The organism is Enterococcus sp. 2G9_DIV0600 (assembly GCF_002140615.1).
GTDB lineage: Bacteria > Bacillota > Bacilli > Lactobacillales > Enterococcaceae > Enterococcus_D > Enterococcus_D innesii.
The window spans coordinates 720149-737253 of record NZ_NGLL01000001.1 but is presented as its reverse complement, the minus strand read 5'-3'; the positions used below and the strand labels follow the sequence as shown (position 1 = coordinate 737253).

Below are 17105 nucleotides of genomic sequence, written 5' to 3'. Positions count from 1 at the left end.
GTTTCGTTTATTTCCAAAAATCATCAAAAATCGTGACGGGCAAGTGGCGTTTGTGTTGCGTTTTGTTCCACCAATTTTCAATGGTTTGTTGGGCTTCAGCCGCAATTTCCTTGCCTTCTAAATAGTCATCGATGTCGTTGTAGGTCACTCCTAAAGCTGCTTCATCTGCCACTAAAGGTTTGCCATCTTCCAAGTCCGCAGTTGGGACTTTTGTATACAACGCTTCTGGCGCGCCTAAGTATTGCAAGAGTTGACGACCTTGGCGTTTGTTCAAACGAAACAGTGGTAAGATATCGGCACCGCCATCGCCGTATTTCGTAAAGAAGCCGGTGATATTTTCCGCGGCATGATCTGTTCCCAGAACAGCCCCTGCTTTTTCACCCGCAATGGCATATTGTGTGATCATCCGTTGACGGGCTTTGATATTGCCTTTATTAAAGTCAGAAACCGCTAAGCCTGCTTCTTCCACCGCTTGCACTTGGGCATCGACGGCGGCTTTGATGTTTACCCGCAGCTCAATATCTGGTTTGATAAATTCAATGGCTTTTTTGGCATCTTCTTCATCTGCTTGTTCCCCATAAGGTAAGCGTACCCCTATGAACTGATAGTTGGGATTCCCGGTTTCGCTACGCATTTCCTCCATCGTCAATTGCGCGATTCGGCCGGCTAACGTCGAATCTTGTCCACCACTGATCCCCAAGACAAACGTATGCAAGAACGGATTCTTTTGCAGATACGCCTTTAAAAAATCAATACTCTTACGAACTTCTTCTTTCGGGTCGATGGTCGGTAAGACTCCTAATTCTTTGATAATTTCTTGTTGCATAGTCATAGAAACGCCTCCTCTTATTTTTTGAAGCAGCTGACTGATCTTAGGACCAGCGCAGTTGCGGATTACAAAATCGCGCCATTGGTCTGTTTGCGTACTTTTTCAATCGTGCGCATTTTATGATCCCAGCATTCTTGCGAGAGATCGACTGGGTATTTCTGTGGATTCAAATCACGTTTGTACTCATCCCAAAGGGAATCCAAGCAATTCGTCGCATAGGCTTTGACGTGTTCTAAGTCAGGCACTTGATACACTTGCTGGCCATCTACAAAGATGTCTTGCAACAATGGACGCGCATCAAAGTTCGTCACTGTTTTGTTGATAAAAGTGTGAACAGGATGGAACATGAACAGTTCGTCTGCTGCTTGGGGATTTTCTTCCCATAGCGTGACATAATCGCCTTCGGACTTGCCGTCCGATTTACGGGTGATCCGCCAAACTTGTTTTTTTCCAGGGGTCGAAACCTTTTCGGCATTGCTGGATAATTTGATGGTGTCGATCATTTCTCCCTGCTCATTTTCGATGGCAACCAGTTTATAAACCGCGCCTAATGCCGGTTGATCGTAAGCGGTGATCAGCTTGGTGCCGACACCCCACACATCGATTTTCGCCTTTTGCATTTTCAAGCTTAAAATCGTATTTTCGTCTAGATCATTGGAAGCATAGACTTTGGCTTCCGTGAATCCCGCTTCATCCAGCTGTTCACGGACTTTTTTCGAGATATACGCCATATCGCCGCTGTCGATCCGCACACCTAAGAAATTGATTTTATCCCCCATCTCTTTGGCCACACGAATCGCATTTGGCACACCTAAACGCAATGTATCATAGGTATCGACTAAGAATACGCAATCTTTGTGGGTTTGGGCATACGCCATAAATGCATCATAGTCATTGCCGTAGGATTGCACGAGGGAATGGGCATGGGTTCCGCTGGCTGGGATGCCAAAAATCTTCCCTGCTCGCACATTACTCGTCGCGTCCGCTCCGCCAATATAGGCCGCTCGAGTCCCCCAAATGGCTGCATCCAATTCTTGTGCCCGCCGTGAACCAAATTCCAACAAGGGATCCGTGCCGATCACGGATTTGATGCGGGCAGCTTTCGTGGCGATCAAGGTTTGGAAATTGACCATATTTAGTAACGCCGTTTCGATCAGCTGCGCTTGTGCCAACGGCCCTTCTACTTGAATGATCGGTTCATTGTTGAAGACCAAATCGCCTTCTAACGCTGAACGAACGGTACAAGCAAACTTGAACTCTTTTAGATACTCTAAAAAGGCTTCTGGGTAGCCGCCGATTTCTCGCAAGTAGGCAATATCCGTTTCTGAAAAGGATAAATCGTTCAAATAATCGATCAATCGTTCCAGACCGGCAAAGATCGCATAGCCGTTTTCAAAAGGCATGTCACGGAAATAGCATTCAAACACCGCATTACGATCGGCTCTGCCTAACTCCCAATAGGTTTGCATCATGTTGATTTGGTAGAGATCGGTGTGTAGCGTCAAGCTGTCATCTTTAAATAATTTCTGCATGTTCTTACTCCCTCTAGCTTACTTCTTCTCATTATAGCAAAAAAAACACAAAAGACAGAAAATCTTGTTTTTTTCAAAAAAAAGTTGGGTTTTTGCCAGTACAAGACAATCCACCTGAGAACAAATTGCTCAAAGCATGGGTCAACCTCCTACTTATTGCGCATTATTTACGCGCTCGTATAAGGTCGCCCCTTTGTTCAACGTTTGATTACTATTGCAACGTGCATGTCCCAACTTCTTTCAACTAGTGTTCTTTCACAGGCAATTGAACAAGAATGACATCTTTTCTCGGTTTAGAAAAGGTGATGCCTCTTGCTTCCATTTCTTTACGAATATTAACATTGACGGTCACGTCTTTGCGATCGACCTTCAGCAAACGATGAATCGCTGTGTCGACTTCTTCCCGACTGATTTTCTTTTTATTGTTGATCAATACTAAAGAAATCGTATCAAAACTATCCACATAGAGAATCTGCGTCCGATCAAGCGAGTACAATTTATAGTATTTGATCGCTATTTTGTCGAATAGGTACTTGGAGATGTTCGGGTAAAAAGTTTCCATATTTAGATTTTGGTTTACTGGGGTTTCAATCAACTTCATGCACAACATCCTCTCTCGAAACTAATTCTGTTAAAATAAAGCGGCCAACACCGCCGTCTTCCGCGCGCTCAATGGTTCGATCACAAACTGCTTTGATCGCTGGGCTGGCATTTGCTACAGCCAAAGAAACATCCACCGCTTCAAACATCGCAAGGTCATTTTCACCATCACCGATCCCGTAGCTTTTGGCAGCGGGAAAAGCTTCTAAAAAGCTACGGATCGCCGCACCTTTGGTCGCCAATGGATCAACGATCTCCAGTGTTTGGACAAAGGATTGAAAAATCGCTGCCGTTTCTGATTGGATCATCGCCCGCAGCCGTTCTCTTTTTTCGTCTGACGCTTCCATCAGTTCGATTTTGATGACCTTTATCTCTGGATGTTCCTTCATAAACTGCAACACGTCGTCTTTATGAAGGCATTCGTTGTAGAAGAACTCGTATTTGTAATCAGCGATGATTTGCCCTCGCTCCCCTAACTCCGCGAGTAACTGCTTGCGGCTTTCTTGAAATTGCGCTTCATACAAATGCGCTTGTGGGGAAATGATGCCATGGTCAGTATGTAAGAAATAAAAAACCTCTTCTGTTTCTAAGATACCAATCACTTGCGCCAAGGTCTTATAGGGCAAGGTATGCGTCAAAACAGGCGCTTCTCCTTTTACCATCAGACCGGCGCCGTTTCCGAAAATCACATCGCAGGAAAGGCCTTCTTCCGCCATCATATCTTGAACAAGCTCAAATCCTCGCCCTGTGACAAACACAAAGTGATCCCCTTGGGCTTGCAAACAACGGATGGCTTCTTTATTGATCTCATGAATCGGGTGCCCCATTTCTTGGAACGTCCCATCAATATCAGAAAAAACTATTTGCATCTTATCTTCCTTTCTTTGTTATAATTATAGCACATTTTAAAAAACGCAAAAAAATTTTCTTGACTTTGTCGTTACGTCAACCTTTAGGATACAGGTGTAAGGAGGGAAAAGCCGATGGAATATACGATCAGTGCCTTAGCCAAACTGTCAGGAGTCAGCAGCCGTACCCTGCGGTATTATGATCAGATCAAGTTGTTACAACCGCAACGCACCAACTCAGCTGGTTACCGTATCTACGGGAGGCAGGAAGTCGATCGCCTACAGCAGATTTTGTATTTTAAGTCTTTTGGGCTGTCATTAGAAACGATCCGCGGGGTCTTGGATGAGCCGCAAGCATCGATCCAAACGGTCTTGTTGCAGCATTACCAACAGCTTTTACAAGAACGAGCAGCCCTGGACAGTCTTTTGACCACCTTAGCGCGAACAATCGATTATTATGAAGGAGAAAAGACGATGACCGATCAAGAGAAATTCAGTTATTTTAAGGAACAAAAAATTCGTGAAAACGAAGCAAACTACGGTGCCGAGTTACGAGAAGCCTACGGTGAGGAGATCATCGAAAAAAGCAACCAAAAGTGGCAGCAGATGACCCAAGTCGATTATCAAGCACTGATCGACAACGAAAACCGCTTATTGCAGCTGTTAAAAGAGCTATTGACTGAAAAGGAAGGGAAACGAATCCCTTCTGACAAAGCCCAAATGGCTTTTGCTACACATCAAGCATGGCTCAAACAAGCAGCACCCTTTTACTCAGCAAAATATCACCGATCTTTAGGGGAAATGTACGTTCAAGACGAGCGTTTTACCGCCTATTACGATCAAAAAGCGGGCGTCGGCAGCGCGCAGCTGTTGAAACAGATCATTGACCATTACACCGAATCCCATTAAAAAAACGATGCGCAAGCACGTCCCCTCAGAGGCTTTGTTTGCGCATCGTTTCGTCTATGCTATCGTTTGATGAACTCATAGGGCATGCGATAGTTGCCGCTTTTTTCCATTATCGCCAATTGGACGGCAGTCTCCCCGCAAGCTTGCAAGTGATGATCGATCGTTGAAAGCTGCAGCAGCTCGCTGATGTATAAATTGTCCCGTCCAATCACAAGCCATTCTCCCGGCGCCTGCGATTGGATCCCAGCAGCAACATGATCCCCATTGGTGAAGATTGCTTCGACCCCTTTATCTGCAAAATAAGCAGCTGCTTCTTTGCCATCTTCTTCCGTCAAACAATCCCAAAAGATCAAGTCTTCGGAAAAGGTCGGAAAATAGTCATGAGCCAAACGGACCGTGATTTTTGAATTGCTGCTTAGCTTACGGCTACGTCCCAATGTCACGCCGATTTTCTGGATACCTTGTTCCTTAAAATACGTAAAGACTTCTTTGATCGATTCCTCTCGATCGATATAGGTGCAGCCGTCAGTCAAATACGGGATATTCTCGCAAAAGACGATGCGTCCGTAAGAACGATAAGGCAATAAGGTTTCGATCGGATTCGCCCGCGAAGTAATGATCAAAGCATCAAAACTTTTCGCCGCAAATTCTTGCAAATATGCTTCCTCTACTTGCGGATCATAATTCGTGGCTAAAAGCGTCACCTTATACCCCCGAGCAAACGCTGCTGTCGTGATGCCGCTCAATAATCGATCAAAATAGGGATGATTGACAAACGGCAGGATCACGCCGATGTTTTTGGTTTTGCCGACACTTAATGCCCGCGCCGTGTAATTCGGAATATAGTTGACCTCTTCCATGACAGCCAGGATCTTACGACGCTTTTCTTCACTGACATAAGGATTGTTGTTAATGACTCGTGAAACCGTTGAGACCGAATAGCCGGTCAAGCGTGCAATATCCCGAATGTTTGCCATGACTCACTGCTCCTTAAACGAATAATTGTTCTTTCATATAGTCTATCACACTTAACCCACATGTATAAAATTCATAGTAATCGTTGTGATGGATAAATCCGATCCGCTGAGACCCGAAGTGTTCATCACACGTCAAGTGACTGATCTCATCCACCGGAATTTCTACTAACCGTTCTTGAAAGAACCCTTTTGGCTTCGTCAATACCAGTTGTTGTCCATCAAATGCCAACGTCACATAACAACATTCCGCACCATTTTTCTTCATGTACGTATTCATTTTTTCATCCCGCCTTCCTTTTTATGAATCAAGCATACTGTATGAAACGCGTCTCAGAGCAAGTCATTTGTTTCACTTTTTAACAAAAACCGATCGACCTTCATGTGAATTACTTCGCATATTTTGCTTTTGTTGGTACAATAAAAAGAGAACAGTGCGAAAGGAAGCGCGATTTTTTTAAGGAGGACCGCAAAGTGACATTAGAAGAAGCTTTTTTATTAGACACCTTGCGATGCCGCTTCAAATTTTTAAGAGAAGAACGCGGATTGAGCCCAAAAGAAGTATGCCAGCATCTCGATGTGCCTTACCCCGATTACACCTTATACGAAGCAGGCGATCGCTTACCCGATGTATTGACGCTGCTACACGCAGCTTCCCTCTATAATGTCTCTGTCGATTACTTACTAGGACAGACAGAACGACCAGAACGGTATTTATGCTAACAATTGACTTTATCGAAAAAACGATCAAACGGTCGTTTTTTCTTTTGTCTCTTTCCCACTTTTCATCGATTAGCAACAATTGTTATCTAATCAAATGAAAAAAATCAAATCATGCGGTTCTTCTTGAAAAAAAATGATAGAATAAACCATCATACATAGAAGGAGTTCAAATAAACATGACCTATGCACTAGAACTAACCGATTTACGCAAAGTCTATGCTACCGGCGTTGAAGCGTTGCGGGGCATAAATTTGACGGTGGAAGAAGGCGACTTTTATGCCTTGTTAGGCCCAAACGGCGCTGGAAAGTCCACCACCATCGGCATTATCACCTCTCTTGTCAATAAATCTTCCGGAAGCGTCAAAGTCTTCGGCTACGATTTAGACAAAGAATTGGTCCAAGTCAAACAACAGATTGGTTTGGTTCCCCAAGAATTCAATTTCAATCCCTTTGAAACGGTCCAGCAGATCGTGGTCAATCAAGCCGGGTATTATGGTGTCCCCCGCAACGAAGCCATCAAGCGCAGCGAAAAATACTTGAAGCAGTCGAATTTGTGGGAAAAACGCAATGTTCGTGCGCGGATGCTGTCGGGCGGGATGAAACGCCGTTTGATGATTGCTCGTGCCCTGATGCATGAACCACGGCTATTGATTTTGGATGAACCGACGGCAGGTGTCGATATCGAATTGCGTCGGGAAATGTGGAGCTTTTTGCGGGAGCTGAACCAAAATGGCACAACGATCATTTTGACGACCCATTATTTAGAAGAGGCGGAAATGCTTTGTCGCAACATCGGGATCATCCAATCTGGTGAACTGATCGAAAACACCAGCATGAAGTCCTTGTTGGCAAAACTGCAATTTGAAACCTTTCTTTTTGATATCGCACCGATCAAACAAGCACCAACGATCACTGGATATCCGATCCAAATGGAAGATGAACAGACCATCGCCGTTGAAGTCGCTCGAGACCAAGGCGTCAACGATCTTTTTGCTCAATTCAGCCAGCAAGGGATCAATGTCCTCTCCATGCGCAACAAATCCAATCGCTTGGAAGAACTATTTTTGAAAATCACCGAAGAAGCACACGAAGCGGAGGAAAACCATGTTTAGTCTTTATTTTACAGCCTTAAAAAGTTTAGCGGTCAAAGAGACCAACCGCTATTTAAGGATTTGGGTGCAGACCCTCGTCCCACCCGTCATCACTACTTCCTTATACTTTATTATCTTTGGGAAAATGATCGGCAGCCGCATCGGCGAAATGGGCGGCTTTTCTTATATGGAATTTATCGTTCCTGGGCTGATCATGATGTCGACGATCACTAGTTCTTACTCTAATGTGTCTTCTTCCTTCTTTTCACAGAAGTTTCAAAAAAACATTGAGGAACTCTTAGTGGCGCCGGTCCCTACCCACGTCATCATTTGGGGCTTTGTCTTTGGCGGACTTGGCCGTAGTATCTTGGTGGGCACATTGGTGACCATCATTTCCCTTTTCTTCGTGCCATTACATGTGTATTCTTGGGTCATCGTTGTCTTAACCCTAGTCATGACCGCCATCTTATTTTCATTAGCAGGGTTGCTAAATGGGATCTTCGCCCAATCCTTTGACGATGTTTCCATCGTGCCAACCTTTGTTTTACAACCATTGACCTATCTTGGAGGCGTCTTTTACTCCATCAGCATGCTACCGCCGATTTGGCAAACGATCTCCAAAGTCAACCCGATCGTGTATATGATCTCTGGTTTCCGCTACGGCTTTTTAGGCACCATCGATGTCCCAATTTTCCTATCCATCGGTATTTTGGTCTTGTTCATTGTTGTCTTATACAGCGTATGCTGGTACTTGATCCAAAAAGGCCGCGGGCTGCGTAGTTAATTGCAAAGAAAAAAGATGAACTTCGTTAACGAAGCTCATCTTTTTTCTTTTATTAGGCATTCAAAACGACTTTTTCCAGTAATGCACCGGCTTGGTGTCTGCCTTCTAAATCAGTACTTCCAGAAAATTGCTGCACGCGATCCATGTTGGTGATCAAAACGATCACCATGGTTTCTTTGCCTTGCTGCTTGATATAAGGCAGATCCATTTGTGCCAGTTTGGTTTGCGGAGTGACTTGCTCCCCAGCTTGAACAAAGACATCAAAGCCTTGACCGCCAAGGGAAACTGTATCGATCCCCATATGCACAAGAACTTCAACGCCGTTTTGGGTTTTGATCCCAACGGCATGTTTTGAAGGGAACACAGTGGTGACTTCGCCACTGACTGGTGCAAAGATTTGGCCATCTTGGGACTCGATGGCATAGCCTTCTCCCATCATTTTCGTTGAAAAAACTTCATCTGGTACATCTTCTAATGGGACGTATTCACCATGGGTCACGGCATGCAGATCCACTTCGTTGGTGTAACGATCGCCTTCTGCTGCTTGATTTGGTACCAAGAACCAGCTCATGGCAAAAGATAAGCCGATCGCCAAGATGATCCCTAAAACGGCATAGATAAAGTATTCCCCGATATAGGCTGGCAAACTAAAGATACTTGAAAGAATGTACCCATAAATACGAACACCGAAGAAACTGATGAAGGCAGAAGCCACAGAACTACCAACTGTTGCTGCGATAAAGGCTTTTTTATACTTCGACAAAATCCCGAATAACGCAGGTTCTGTGATCCCTAACAAGCCAGAAACAGCCGACGATAGAATGATCGATTTTTCTTCTTTGGTTTTGACTTTGAAATAAATAGCTGCTGTTGCGCCGGTGATTGCCATATTTGCCATAAACATCATTGGCATCAGCATATCATATCCTTGATTGGCAAAGTTTTGCAAAGCGATCGGGGTCATGGCATGATGCAGTCCCGTGAAGATTGCGATTGGTCGAATCGCCCCTACCACGATTCCTGCTAAGACAGGCGAGATAGTGAATAACCCAGCCACGCCAGCAGCCAATAAGTTTCCTAGATGGATACTGATTGGTCCAATGACCGTTAATGTCAAGATACCAGCGACAAACAACGAAATCGTCGGTGTAAACACGGTACGCAGCACTTGTGGTAAGAGTTTATCGACCCAACGGTAAATATAACTGAGCGCCAGCACGGCAAAGATAATGGGAATCACTGTCCCTGCATAGTTAAAGACGGGTACTGGCAATACGCCGAACAAACGAAAGGCGGAAATGCTCCCTTCGGCTACCGCATTGGTCATCGTTGGAAATTGCAGCGTTGCCGCGATTGCGATCGCTAAATATTGATTGGTTTTAAAAATCCGAGCGGCAGAAGCAGCAACAAAAAATGGCAAGAATGTAAATACGCCGCTCGCAATCATGTCGATCACTAAATAGGTATCTGTTTGATTAGAGATGACATTCAATGCCACCAATCCAGCCATCAATCCTTTGATCATTCCTGCGCCAGCGATAGCTGGAACGATCGGACCAAAAACGCCAGAAACGGTATCCATAAATAAGGAAACGGCTCCTTTTTTCTCTGATGTTTCCCCTTGGTTCGCTTCATCAAGACCTAATTCTTTGGCTAAAGGTGCATAATAATCAGCAACATCCGTTCCTATCACTACTTGCAGCTGATTGCTTTGATATTTTGTTCCTACGACTTTGGGTGTTTTTTCTAACGCCGCATAGTCGACTTTTTTCTCATCCTTTAAATCAAAACGCAAGCGAGTCATACAGTGCCATGCATTGTTGATATTGTCTGATCCGCCAACATCTTTAATGATCTGTTTTACGATGTCTTCTTTGGTCATCTTTTTTTCCCCCTGTTGTTTGCTAACGGTCCTGATCCTTTTGACGGGCGCCCTTTCAGGTGTTTCCGTTTTCACACACATAGTAGCATGCTGACACAGACTTGTAAAACCAGTCCTTTTTTGATAAAAACAGAATAAAAACGCTATATATCAACGTTTCATTATAAAACACTCAAAAATTGGACTGGTTTTATGGTGTATATCCAGTTTTTATTAGACCAAATTGACAGCGGTTGCCAAGCATGTTTCAATGGCTATAGCAACTAGAGACAAAAATTGGAGTGAATGAAATGACACCAACGATCATCACCGACGTCAAAGCCTTTGCGATCAAACCTGATCGCCATAACCTTGTTGTCGTTAAAGTAGAAACGAACAAAGGCGTATCTGGGTTAGGTTGCGCAACCTTCCAGTTTCGCCCACTAGCCGTAAAAACCGTCGTTGACGAGTATTTACGCCCCCTCTTACTTGGCCGCGATGCCAATCAAATCGAAGATCTTTGGCAAGTGATGAATGTCAATTCTTACTGGCGGAATGGTCCAATCACCAACAATGCCATCTCAGGAGTTGACATGGCTTTGTGGGACATCAAGGGACAATTAGCCGATATGCCATTGTATCAACTGTTAGGTGGAAAAGCGCGTACGGCGATTCCCGCCTATACTCATGCCGTGGCAGATAATCTCGAAGACCTTTACCAAGAAATCGATCGCTTCTTGGCTGAGGGGTATCGCTATATCCGTTGCCAATTAGGCTTTTATGGTGGAAATCCTAGCCAACTGCAAACACCCGATCAGCCCATCGCAGGTTCCTATTTTGATCAAACGGACTACATGGATACGACACTGAAGATGTTTGCTGCGATCCAAGAACGATACGGCAATCAATTCCAAATGCTGCACGACGTGCATGAACGGCTGCATCCAAACCAAGCGATTCAATTTGCAAAAGCCGCGGAACCTTTTAATCTCTTTTTCCTCGAAGATATTTTGCCGCCGGATCAAAACAAGTGGTTGCAGCAACTCCGCAGCCAGTCGGCGACCCCGATCGCGACCGGCGAATTGTTCAATAATCCGATGGAATGGCAAGAGCTGGTCAAAAATCAACAGATCGACTTTATGCGTGCCCATGTCTCACAAATCGGTGGGATCACGCCAGCATTGAAATTGGCTCACTTCTGCGATGCGATGGGCATTCGGATCGCTTGGCACACACCGTCTGATATCAGCCCTGTCGGCTTAGCCGTCAACACCCATCTAAATATCCATCTCCACAATGCCGCGATCCAAGAAACGATTGCGATCCCAGCAAATACCCAATCGGTCTTTGGTGGCAGTCCGCAACCAAAAAATGGCTATTTTTATCCCATCGAGAAAAGTGGGATCGGGATCACGTTTGATGAAGCAGCAGCTGCGGAATTTCCCGTGGTTTACCGTCCTCATGAATGGACCCAGAGCCGTACACCAGACGGCACATTGATCACTCCTTAAACACAACAAAAGACATCTCCTGTCCACCGACAGGGGATGTCTTTTGTTCTCTCTGGGTAAAGACGACGCAACTGGCACATTTGCTTTCCTAAAAATCAATCGATGCGTGAGCGATGGATCTCGCGGTCAAAGGGACGGATGTAGGTCACGGCATAATCAATGGCAACGATATTGCTGAACTCATACACGCGGCCGTCTTCTAAAATCGCCCGATTGCTGATCTGCATTGCCGGCGTCCCCCGCTTGCACAATAAAATGCCCGACTGCGCAGTCGATGTGGTGATGGGGGTATAGCTGGTGATGTAGTGGGAAATGCGGTACCCGCAGCTTTCGACATAGCGTTGGATCGAGTGCTCCACGATTTCTTGTGTCAATTCGGGAAATAGGCTGACAGGCAATTTAGACGTTTCCAGCTGTTCGATTTTGTAATTGACGATCCGCACTCGTTCAAAGGTCCAGACTTCCTCATCTGGGCCTATTTGGAAAATCTGCTGTTCATCCAACGTTGCTGCCGCCCTATTCAAGGAAATCATTTTGGAACGGATGCGGTCATAAGGGGTACGGGTCAAGGAATTAAAGATCATTGGGTTTTTGTCCCATTTTTCATGGATAAAAATCCCTGAGCCTTGAACCACTTTGACGATCCCGATCTCTTCAAGGTTTTTGATTGCTTGCTGGATCGTAAACCGCGAAACGCCATAGGTTTGCGCAAGGGTTCTTTGGTTGGGTAGTTTGCCGGCAGAAAATTCTTCCTGATAGATTTTACTCAACAGATCTTGTACGATAAATTCACGTTTTTTCATAACGGCTCCTTCATTTGAGCGGGAGCGATCTCGCTCATGGACCAACTGCAAGCCTTCATATCGATACGACCACTGGCTTTGAAGACCACCCCTTCATCGACGAGTGCTGCTTTTCGCACATTGGCGGTAGGACCAACTAAGACGCCATCTGCCCGCACGACTCGATGGGCAGGGACATCCTGAGGGCTCAAGCGCATCGCTCGACCGACTGCCCGCGCACCGTTGATTTGTCCCAATTTCCATGCGATCTGACTATAGGAGACGACTTTACCAAAAGGGATCTGCCGCGCCAGCGCATAGACTTCTTCATAGAATGGATTCATACTGTTCGCTCCTTCTTTGATCTTTCTATCATAGTACTGGATTCCCTACCAATAGTAAATGAACAGACGCAACTTTAGCAATAGCCGTACAAAAAATCGATCCCTTCTCTAGTAAGCCAAGAACGAATCGAGTAGTCATTAGTTTGGAAAATCAAAGTAGGTTTTCGCATTGTGATAAGAGATATCTGCGACGATCTGTCCTAAATATATTTCATCTGCTGGCAGTTGACCGTCTTCCACCCATTCACTGATCACCTGACACAAAATCCGCCGGAAATACTCGTGGCGTGGATAAGACAAAAAGCTGCGGGAATCCGTCAGCATGCCGACGAAGTTTCCGAGAATCCCACCTTCTGCTAGGGTCGTCAACTGATGCCGCATGCCAGAATACGTATCATTGAACCACCAAGCAGAGCCTAATTGCAGCTTACCTTTGCTTTCTTCTTGGAACGCCCCCATCAGCGCAGTCAACACCGGATAATCTTTGGGATTCAGTGAATACAAAATTGTCTTCGGCAGTAAGCTTTCCGCCTGAAGCTGCGCCAATGTCCGACTTAAGCCCCTCGCTAGACGATCGTCTCCCATCGCATCACCACCGCTATCAGGCCCTAGTTGTTGGAAAAGCTTTTGACTGTTGTTGCGAGTCGCCATCAGATGCAATTGCGCGGTCCAGCCTTGCTTTGCGTATTGGCGCATCAAGTCAATCAGCAAGCCGGTTTGAAACTGTCTGATTTCTTCATTAGTCAGTGTCTCAGTGGTCAAACGCTTTTGAAAAATCGCTTCAAGTGCAGCGACATCATAAGCTTCCTCTCCAAGACGTGACAGACTGTGATCTGCTAAACGACAGCCCTGTTGCTGGAAGTAAGAAATACGTACGGTCAATGCTTCAACTAGCGTTTGATAGCTAGTGATCTCTTTGCTCGCAGCTATAGCCAATTTCTTAAGGTATGCTGGAAATTCTGGATTCTGCAGATTGATTGCTTTGTCAGGACGAAAGGTAGGATACACGGCAAAGGATTCTTCTGCCAGCTTTTGATGATACGTCAACGAATCAATGGGATCATCCGTCGTACAGATCACCTCAACAGCCATCTTTTTGATCAGCCCTCGTGGTGAAAATTCCTTCGTTTGCAGCTGTTGATTGGCTTTTTCCCAAATGCTTGCTGCATTGGCTAGTGTCAACCGTTCATCAATACCAAAGATTCGCTTCAATTCCAAATTGGTCCAGACATATAATGGATTGCCAATGCAAGCCTCCAAGGTCTGCGCCCAAGCACAGAATTTTTCGTAGTCGTCAGCATCGCCAGTGATCAAAGATTCTGCAACACCATTGGCACGCATCAAGCGCCATTTGTAATGGTCTTCCGCCAGCCACGCTTGGGTGAGATTGGTGAAGTTTTGGTTTTCGAAAATCTCTTTCGGCTCTAAATGGCAATGGTAATCAATGATCGGCTGCTTTTTTGCATACTCATGGTACAACTGTTTGGCAAAGCTGTTTTTCAAAATAAAATCGTCAGTTAAAAACATTTCTTCGCTCCTTTTCTTAACGCCCCACGCTCTTGTCGATGGCTTCCCACAACCCTAATAAGTAGGAAGCGCCGATCGCCCGATCATACAAGCCATAGCCTGGACGTCCCGTTTCTCCCCAGATCATTCGCCCATGATCTGGTCGAATGTAGCCGTCAAAGCCATTTTTGTACATCGCTTCTAGGATCTGATACATGTCTAATGAGCCTTCAGAGGAGAGATGCGGTGCTTCATAAAAGTCTTTGTCATTGCCCAAGTATTGAATGTTTCGAACATGAGCAAAAGGAATCCGATCCCGGCGACAAAACTCAGCCAAAATCTCATAGACATTATTGTCTGGGTCTTCGGCGATACTGCCAGTACAAAGTGTGATCCCATTTGACGGACTGTCGACCACGTTGCAGACCCAATCCAAATCATCGCGGTTTTTAACGATACGCGGCAGACCAAAAATCGAATAGGGGGGATCATCTGGATGAACAGCCATCTTGATGCCGACCTCTTCACAGGTGGGAATGATGGCTTTTAGGAAGTAAGCAAAGTTTTCTCTTAATTTGTCATCATCGACATCCTTATACGCAGCAAACAATTCTTTGACATGTGCCAAACGTTCTGGTTCCCAGCCTGGCAAGGTATAGCCAGAGCTTGACTCCTCAACTTCTTTGACGATCTTTTCTGGGTCTTTGTCGATTCCTTCTTTTTCAAATGCCATCGTAGAAGAACCGTCGGCTAAGCGATAATCAAGATCCGTTTTGATCCAATCGAAAATCGGCATAAAATTATAGCAGATCACTTCGATCCCATATGCTGCCAAATTTCGAATCGTTTCTTTGTAGTTTTCGATATACAGGTCTCTCGAAGGCAAGCCAATCTTGATGTCATCATGAATATTGACACTTTCGATCACCTTGAGGGAAAGTCCAGCTGCTTCGACTTCTTCCACGAGCGCCTTGATCCGTTCTTTCGGCCAAACTGCCCCAGCAGGTAAATCAAAGAGTGTGCCGACAATGCCTTTCATCCCAGGAATTTGCCGGATATCTGCTAACTTGATTTTATCGTATTCTTTTCCATACCAACGAAATGTCATTTCCATTTTTTATTCGATCCCTTCTACTGTTTCATGTAATGTTTTACGGACTGCGCCGGTTCCTGTTAGCATCTTAGCGAACAAGTGGCCCACGTTTTCAGCGATCCCTGCTTGATAGAGATCCAAACCAAAAATCTGCGGATTTGCTAGGATTGGTCGAATGATCCCTTGAACATCGGCGGCTGTCCCTAACTGACACTCCCATAAAATCTCTTGTAATTCTGCTAAGAGGGGATCAGGACTTGGGCCAAATGGATGGCCTTCATCATCGATCGCTAATAGATAACGCAACCAGCCTGCAATCGCTAAGGGAATGAAAGTCAGCTCAGAAGCCGAGCCTTCTTTTTCCACATACTTTTTGATGGTTTCGCCAAAACGGATGGCGATTTTCTGTGAGGTATCTGCGGCGATCCGCTGTGGAGTGTCAGGAATCAGCGGATTGGGTAAACGAAGGCCGACCACCTCATCGATAAATTTCTTTGGCTGAATGATCTCAGGATCTTCCACTACCGGCAAGCCTTCACGATAGCCGATTCCTTTGATCAAAGCAACAATATCAGGATCGGACATTTCCGCAGCAATGGATGTATAACCGAGTAAACAGCCGAACAAACTCATTGCGGTATGCAGTGGATTCAAACAAGTTGTGACTTTCATACTATCGGTTTTGTCGACGATCTCTCGACTCGTCAAGATCACCCCCGCTTTATCTAAATTCGGGCGACCATTTGGAAAATCATCTTCAATCACCAAGTAATGAGTCGCCTCTGTGTTAGCAAACGGAGCGATATTCGTTCCTTTATCGGTACGGATGACTGGCAGCTGCTCGATCCCAGCTGCTGCTAAATCTTCTGCAACTGCTGTTGAAGGATTTGGTGTAATCCGATCGATCATTGACCACGGAAACGTCACCTGCGCGTTGTTTTCTAAGTATCGGACAAACGCTTCTGAAACATGCCCTAGCTTTTGCCATTCTTTTGCGATGGTGACAATCGCCGTTTGGAAACGGAGCCCATTTTGCGAAAAATTATCGGTGGAGACCATAGCGATCGGAAGTGCCCCTGATTGAAAACGATCCCATAAAAAGCTAGCCAAAATGCTCATTGTATGGTTGACCTGATGGGGACCCGCAGCAAGATCCGCTTGGACAACAGGTAAAAAATTCCCCTGACTGTCTTTTAAGCCATAGCCTTTTTCTGTGATCGTTACGGTAACCAACTGTAGTGACGGCTCCTGAAATACTTTGCGTATTTGCTCATAACTCGCAGCACGGGAAGGATGGCAATAATAACTAGCCGCCGTTGACTGGAGCAATTTTTTCTCCAACCGTCCCCCTTCGTCCATGATCACTTCTAAAATATCATTCTCGTAAGGGGCATATACTTGATCAATCACCTGTTCATCAAAGGTTTCACAAACTACGATTCCTTTTGTCAGTGCTTGTTGATCGATCAACGTTTGGGCTACTTCTGCGTGAAATGCCCGATACAAATTTCCCCCACCAAAGTGTAGCCATTGAAACTGAGTATCTGATTGATCCGTCACTTCTTTGGGAACGATCGGCATCGTAACTCCTGCCTGCTTCAAGGCAGCAAAATCAAACATCCTACTTCCTCCTTTTTCTTGAAACTGATATATTAGTATTCTAGTTCATTCTATACTGAATTGCAAGCCTTTACAAAAGGTTATTCAACTTATATACT

General features: G+C 45.2%; 17 protein-coding genes. 5 read left to right on the top strand and 12 right to left on the bottom strand.

The window, feature by feature from the left end; translation table 11 throughout:
• Window positions 1-7: 7 nt before the first annotated feature.
• The 4 genes from nadE to A5870_RS03530 form a co-directional block, all read right to left on the bottom strand.
• Entirely contained in the window at window positions 8-832 is an 825-nt protein-coding gene (gene nadE / locus A5870_RS03545; RefSeq protein ID WP_077451952.1) for an ammonia-dependent NAD(+) synthetase, read from the bottom strand.
• A 62-nt stretch (window positions 833-894) separates the two neighbouring features.
• Window positions 895-2361, bottom strand: coding sequence for a nicotinate phosphoribosyltransferase (locus A5870_RS03540; protein ID WP_005234120.1), 1467 nt, complete (start codon window positions 2359-2361; stop codon window positions 895-897).
• Between the two features lie 244 nt (window positions 2362-2605).
• The gene (locus A5870_RS03535; protein ID WP_077451954.1) at window positions 2606-2962 is read right to left on the bottom strand and encodes a DUF1827 family protein; all 357 of its coding nucleotides are present in this window, start codon (window positions 2960-2962) and stop codon (window positions 2606-2608) included.
• The gene (locus A5870_RS03530; RefSeq protein WP_086291835.1) at window positions 2949-3830 is read right to left on the bottom strand and encodes an HAD-IIB family hydrolase; all 882 of its coding nucleotides are present in this window, start codon (window positions 3828-3830) and stop codon (window positions 2949-2951) included. The genes A5870_RS03535 and A5870_RS03530 overlap by 14 nt, the downstream gene beginning before the upstream one ends.
• Before the next feature lie 114 nt (window positions 3831-3944).
• Between A5870_RS03530 and A5870_RS03525 the strand changes: the two genes are divergently transcribed.
• Entirely contained in the window at window positions 3945-4718 is a 774-nt protein-coding gene (locus A5870_RS03525; protein ID WP_086291834.1) for a MerR family transcriptional regulator, read from the top strand.
• A gap of 59 nt (window positions 4719-4777) precedes the next feature.
• On the opposite strand, the gene A5870_RS03520 is transcribed toward A5870_RS03525, so the two are convergent.
• Both A5870_RS03520 and A5870_RS03515 read right to left on the bottom strand, forming a co-directional pair.
• On the bottom strand, window positions 4778-5695 hold the full coding sequence (locus A5870_RS03520; RefSeq protein ID WP_086291833.1) for a LacI family DNA-binding transcriptional regulator: 918 nt from the start codon (window positions 5693-5695) through the stop codon (window positions 4778-4780).
• A 13-nt stretch (window positions 5696-5708) separates the two neighbouring features.
• Window positions 5709-5972, bottom strand: coding sequence for a hypothetical protein (locus tag A5870_RS03515; protein WP_005228502.1), 264 nt, complete (start codon window positions 5970-5972; stop codon window positions 5709-5711).
• A gap of 194 nt (window positions 5973-6166) precedes the next feature.
• On the opposite strand from A5870_RS03515, the gene A5870_RS03510 reads away from it, so the two are divergent.
• From A5870_RS03510 to A5870_RS03500, 3 genes are all read left to right on the top strand, one after another.
• Complete coding sequence (locus A5870_RS03510; protein ID WP_077451962.1) at window positions 6167-6415, top strand: helix-turn-helix domain-containing protein; 249 nt, start codon at window positions 6167-6169, stop codon at window positions 6413-6415.
• Between the two features lie 176 nt (window positions 6416-6591).
• Window positions 6592-7527, top strand: a complete 936-nt coding sequence (locus tag A5870_RS03505; protein WP_005234114.1) for an ABC transporter ATP-binding protein — start codon at window positions 6592-6594, stop codon at window positions 7525-7527.
• Entirely contained in the window at window positions 7520-8290 is a 771-nt protein-coding gene (locus tag A5870_RS03500) for an ABC transporter permease (RefSeq protein WP_005228499.1), read from the top strand. Before A5870_RS03505 ends, A5870_RS03500 begins: the two co-directional genes overlap by 8 nt.
• Window positions 8291-8342: 52 nt before the next feature.
• Here the strand turns inward: A5870_RS03500 and A5870_RS03495 are convergent, their stop codons facing one another.
• The gene (locus A5870_RS03495; RefSeq protein ID WP_086291832.1) at window positions 8343-10172 is read right to left on the bottom strand and encodes a glucose PTS transporter subunit IIA; all 1830 of its coding nucleotides are present in this window, start codon (window positions 10170-10172) and stop codon (window positions 8343-8345) included.
• Between the two features lie 290 nt (window positions 10173-10462).
• On the opposite strand from A5870_RS03495, the gene A5870_RS03490 reads away from it, so the two are divergent.
• On the top strand, window positions 10463-11662 hold the full coding sequence (locus A5870_RS03490; RefSeq protein ID WP_086291831.1) for an enolase C-terminal domain-like protein: 1200 nt from the start codon (window positions 10463-10465) through the stop codon (window positions 11660-11662).
• Between the two features lie 95 nt (window positions 11663-11757).
• On the opposite strand, the gene A5870_RS03485 is transcribed toward A5870_RS03490, so the two are convergent.
• From A5870_RS03485 to A5870_RS03465, 5 genes are all read right to left on the bottom strand, one after another.
• A complete protein-coding gene (locus A5870_RS03485) occupies window positions 11758-12465 on the bottom strand; it encodes a GntR family transcriptional regulator (RefSeq protein WP_086291830.1) in 708 nt (235 codons plus the stop codon).
• Window positions 12462-12788: an MGMT family protein gene (locus tag A5870_RS03480; RefSeq protein WP_008380664.1), complete on the bottom strand. Its 327-nt coding sequence runs from the start codon at window positions 12786-12788 to the stop codon at window positions 12462-12464. Before A5870_RS03480 ends, A5870_RS03485 begins: the two co-directional genes overlap by 4 nt.
• 138 nt (window positions 12789-12926) lie before the next feature.
• Window positions 12927-14315 (bottom strand): glucuronate isomerase, encoded by a 1389-nt coding sequence (gene uxaC, locus A5870_RS03475; RefSeq protein WP_086291829.1) that lies wholly within the window; start codon window positions 14313-14315, stop codon window positions 12927-12929.
• Window positions 14316-14331: 16 nt separating this feature from the next.
• A complete protein-coding gene (gene uxuA / locus A5870_RS03470) occupies window positions 14332-15408 on the bottom strand; it encodes a mannonate dehydratase (RefSeq protein ID WP_086291828.1) in 1077 nt (358 codons plus the stop codon).
• A gap of 3 nt (window positions 15409-15411) precedes the next feature.
• On the bottom strand, window positions 15412-17007 hold the full coding sequence (locus tag A5870_RS03465; protein ID WP_086291827.1) for a mannitol dehydrogenase family protein: 1596 nt from the start codon (window positions 17005-17007) through the stop codon (window positions 15412-15414).
• Window positions 17008-17105 lie beyond the last annotated feature (98 nt).

Bases quoted from the DNA above. Each gene is read 5' to 3' on its own strand.
- A5870_RS03515 (WP_005228502.1), bottom strand. From the start codon at position 5,972: ATGAATACGTACATGAAGAAAAATGGTGCGGAATGTTGTTATGTGACG.
- A5870_RS03505 (WP_005234114.1), top strand. From the start codon at position 6,592: ATGACCTATGCACTAGAACTAACCGATTTACGCAAAGTCTATGCTACC.
- A5870_RS03465 (WP_086291827.1), bottom strand. From the start codon at position 17,007: ATGTTTGATTTTGCTGCCTTGAAGCAGGCAGGAGTTACGATGCCGATC.
- A5870_RS03535 (WP_077451954.1), bottom strand. From the start codon at position 2,962: ATGAAGTTGATTGAAACCCCAGTAAACCAAAATCTAAATATGGAAACT.
- A5870_RS03485 (WP_086291830.1), bottom strand. From the start codon at position 12,465: ATGAAAAAACGTGAATTTATCGTACAAGATCTGTTGAGTAAAATCTAT.
- uxuA (WP_086291828.1), bottom strand. From the start codon at position 15,408: ATGGAAATGACATTTCGTTGGTATGGAAAAGAATACGATAAAATCAAG.
- A5870_RS03480 (WP_008380664.1), bottom strand. From the start codon at position 12,788: ATGAATCCATTCTATGAAGAAGTCTATGCGCTGGCGCGGCAGATCCCT.
- A5870_RS03525 (WP_086291834.1), top strand. From the start codon at position 3,945: ATGGAATATACGATCAGTGCCTTAGCCAAACTGTCAGGAGTCAGCAGC.
- A5870_RS03500 (WP_005228499.1), top strand. From the start codon at position 7,520: ATGTTTAGTCTTTATTTTACAGCCTTAAAAAGTTTAGCGGTCAAAGAG.
- A5870_RS03530 (WP_086291835.1), bottom strand. From the start codon at position 3,830: ATGCAAATAGTTTTTTCTGATATTGATGGGACGTTCCAAGAAATGGGG.
- A5870_RS03495 (WP_086291832.1), bottom strand. From the start codon at position 10,172: ATGACCAAAGAAGACATCGTAAAACAGATCATTAAAGATGTTGGCGGA.
- A5870_RS03520 (WP_086291833.1), bottom strand. From the start codon at position 5,695: ATGGCAAACATTCGGGATATTGCACGCTTGACCGGCTATTCGGTCTCA.
- A5870_RS03540 (WP_005234120.1), bottom strand. From the start codon at position 2,361: ATGCAGAAATTATTTAAAGATGACAGCTTGACGCTACACACCGATCTC.
- A5870_RS03490 (WP_086291831.1), top strand. From the start codon at position 10,463: ATGACACCAACGATCATCACCGACGTCAAAGCCTTTGCGATCAAACCT.
- nadE (WP_077451952.1), bottom strand. From the start codon at position 832: ATGACTATGCAACAAGAAATTATCAAAGAATTAGGAGTCTTACCGACC.
- uxaC (WP_086291829.1), bottom strand. From the start codon at position 14,315: ATGTTTTTAACTGACGATTTTATTTTGAAAAACAGCTTTGCCAAACAG.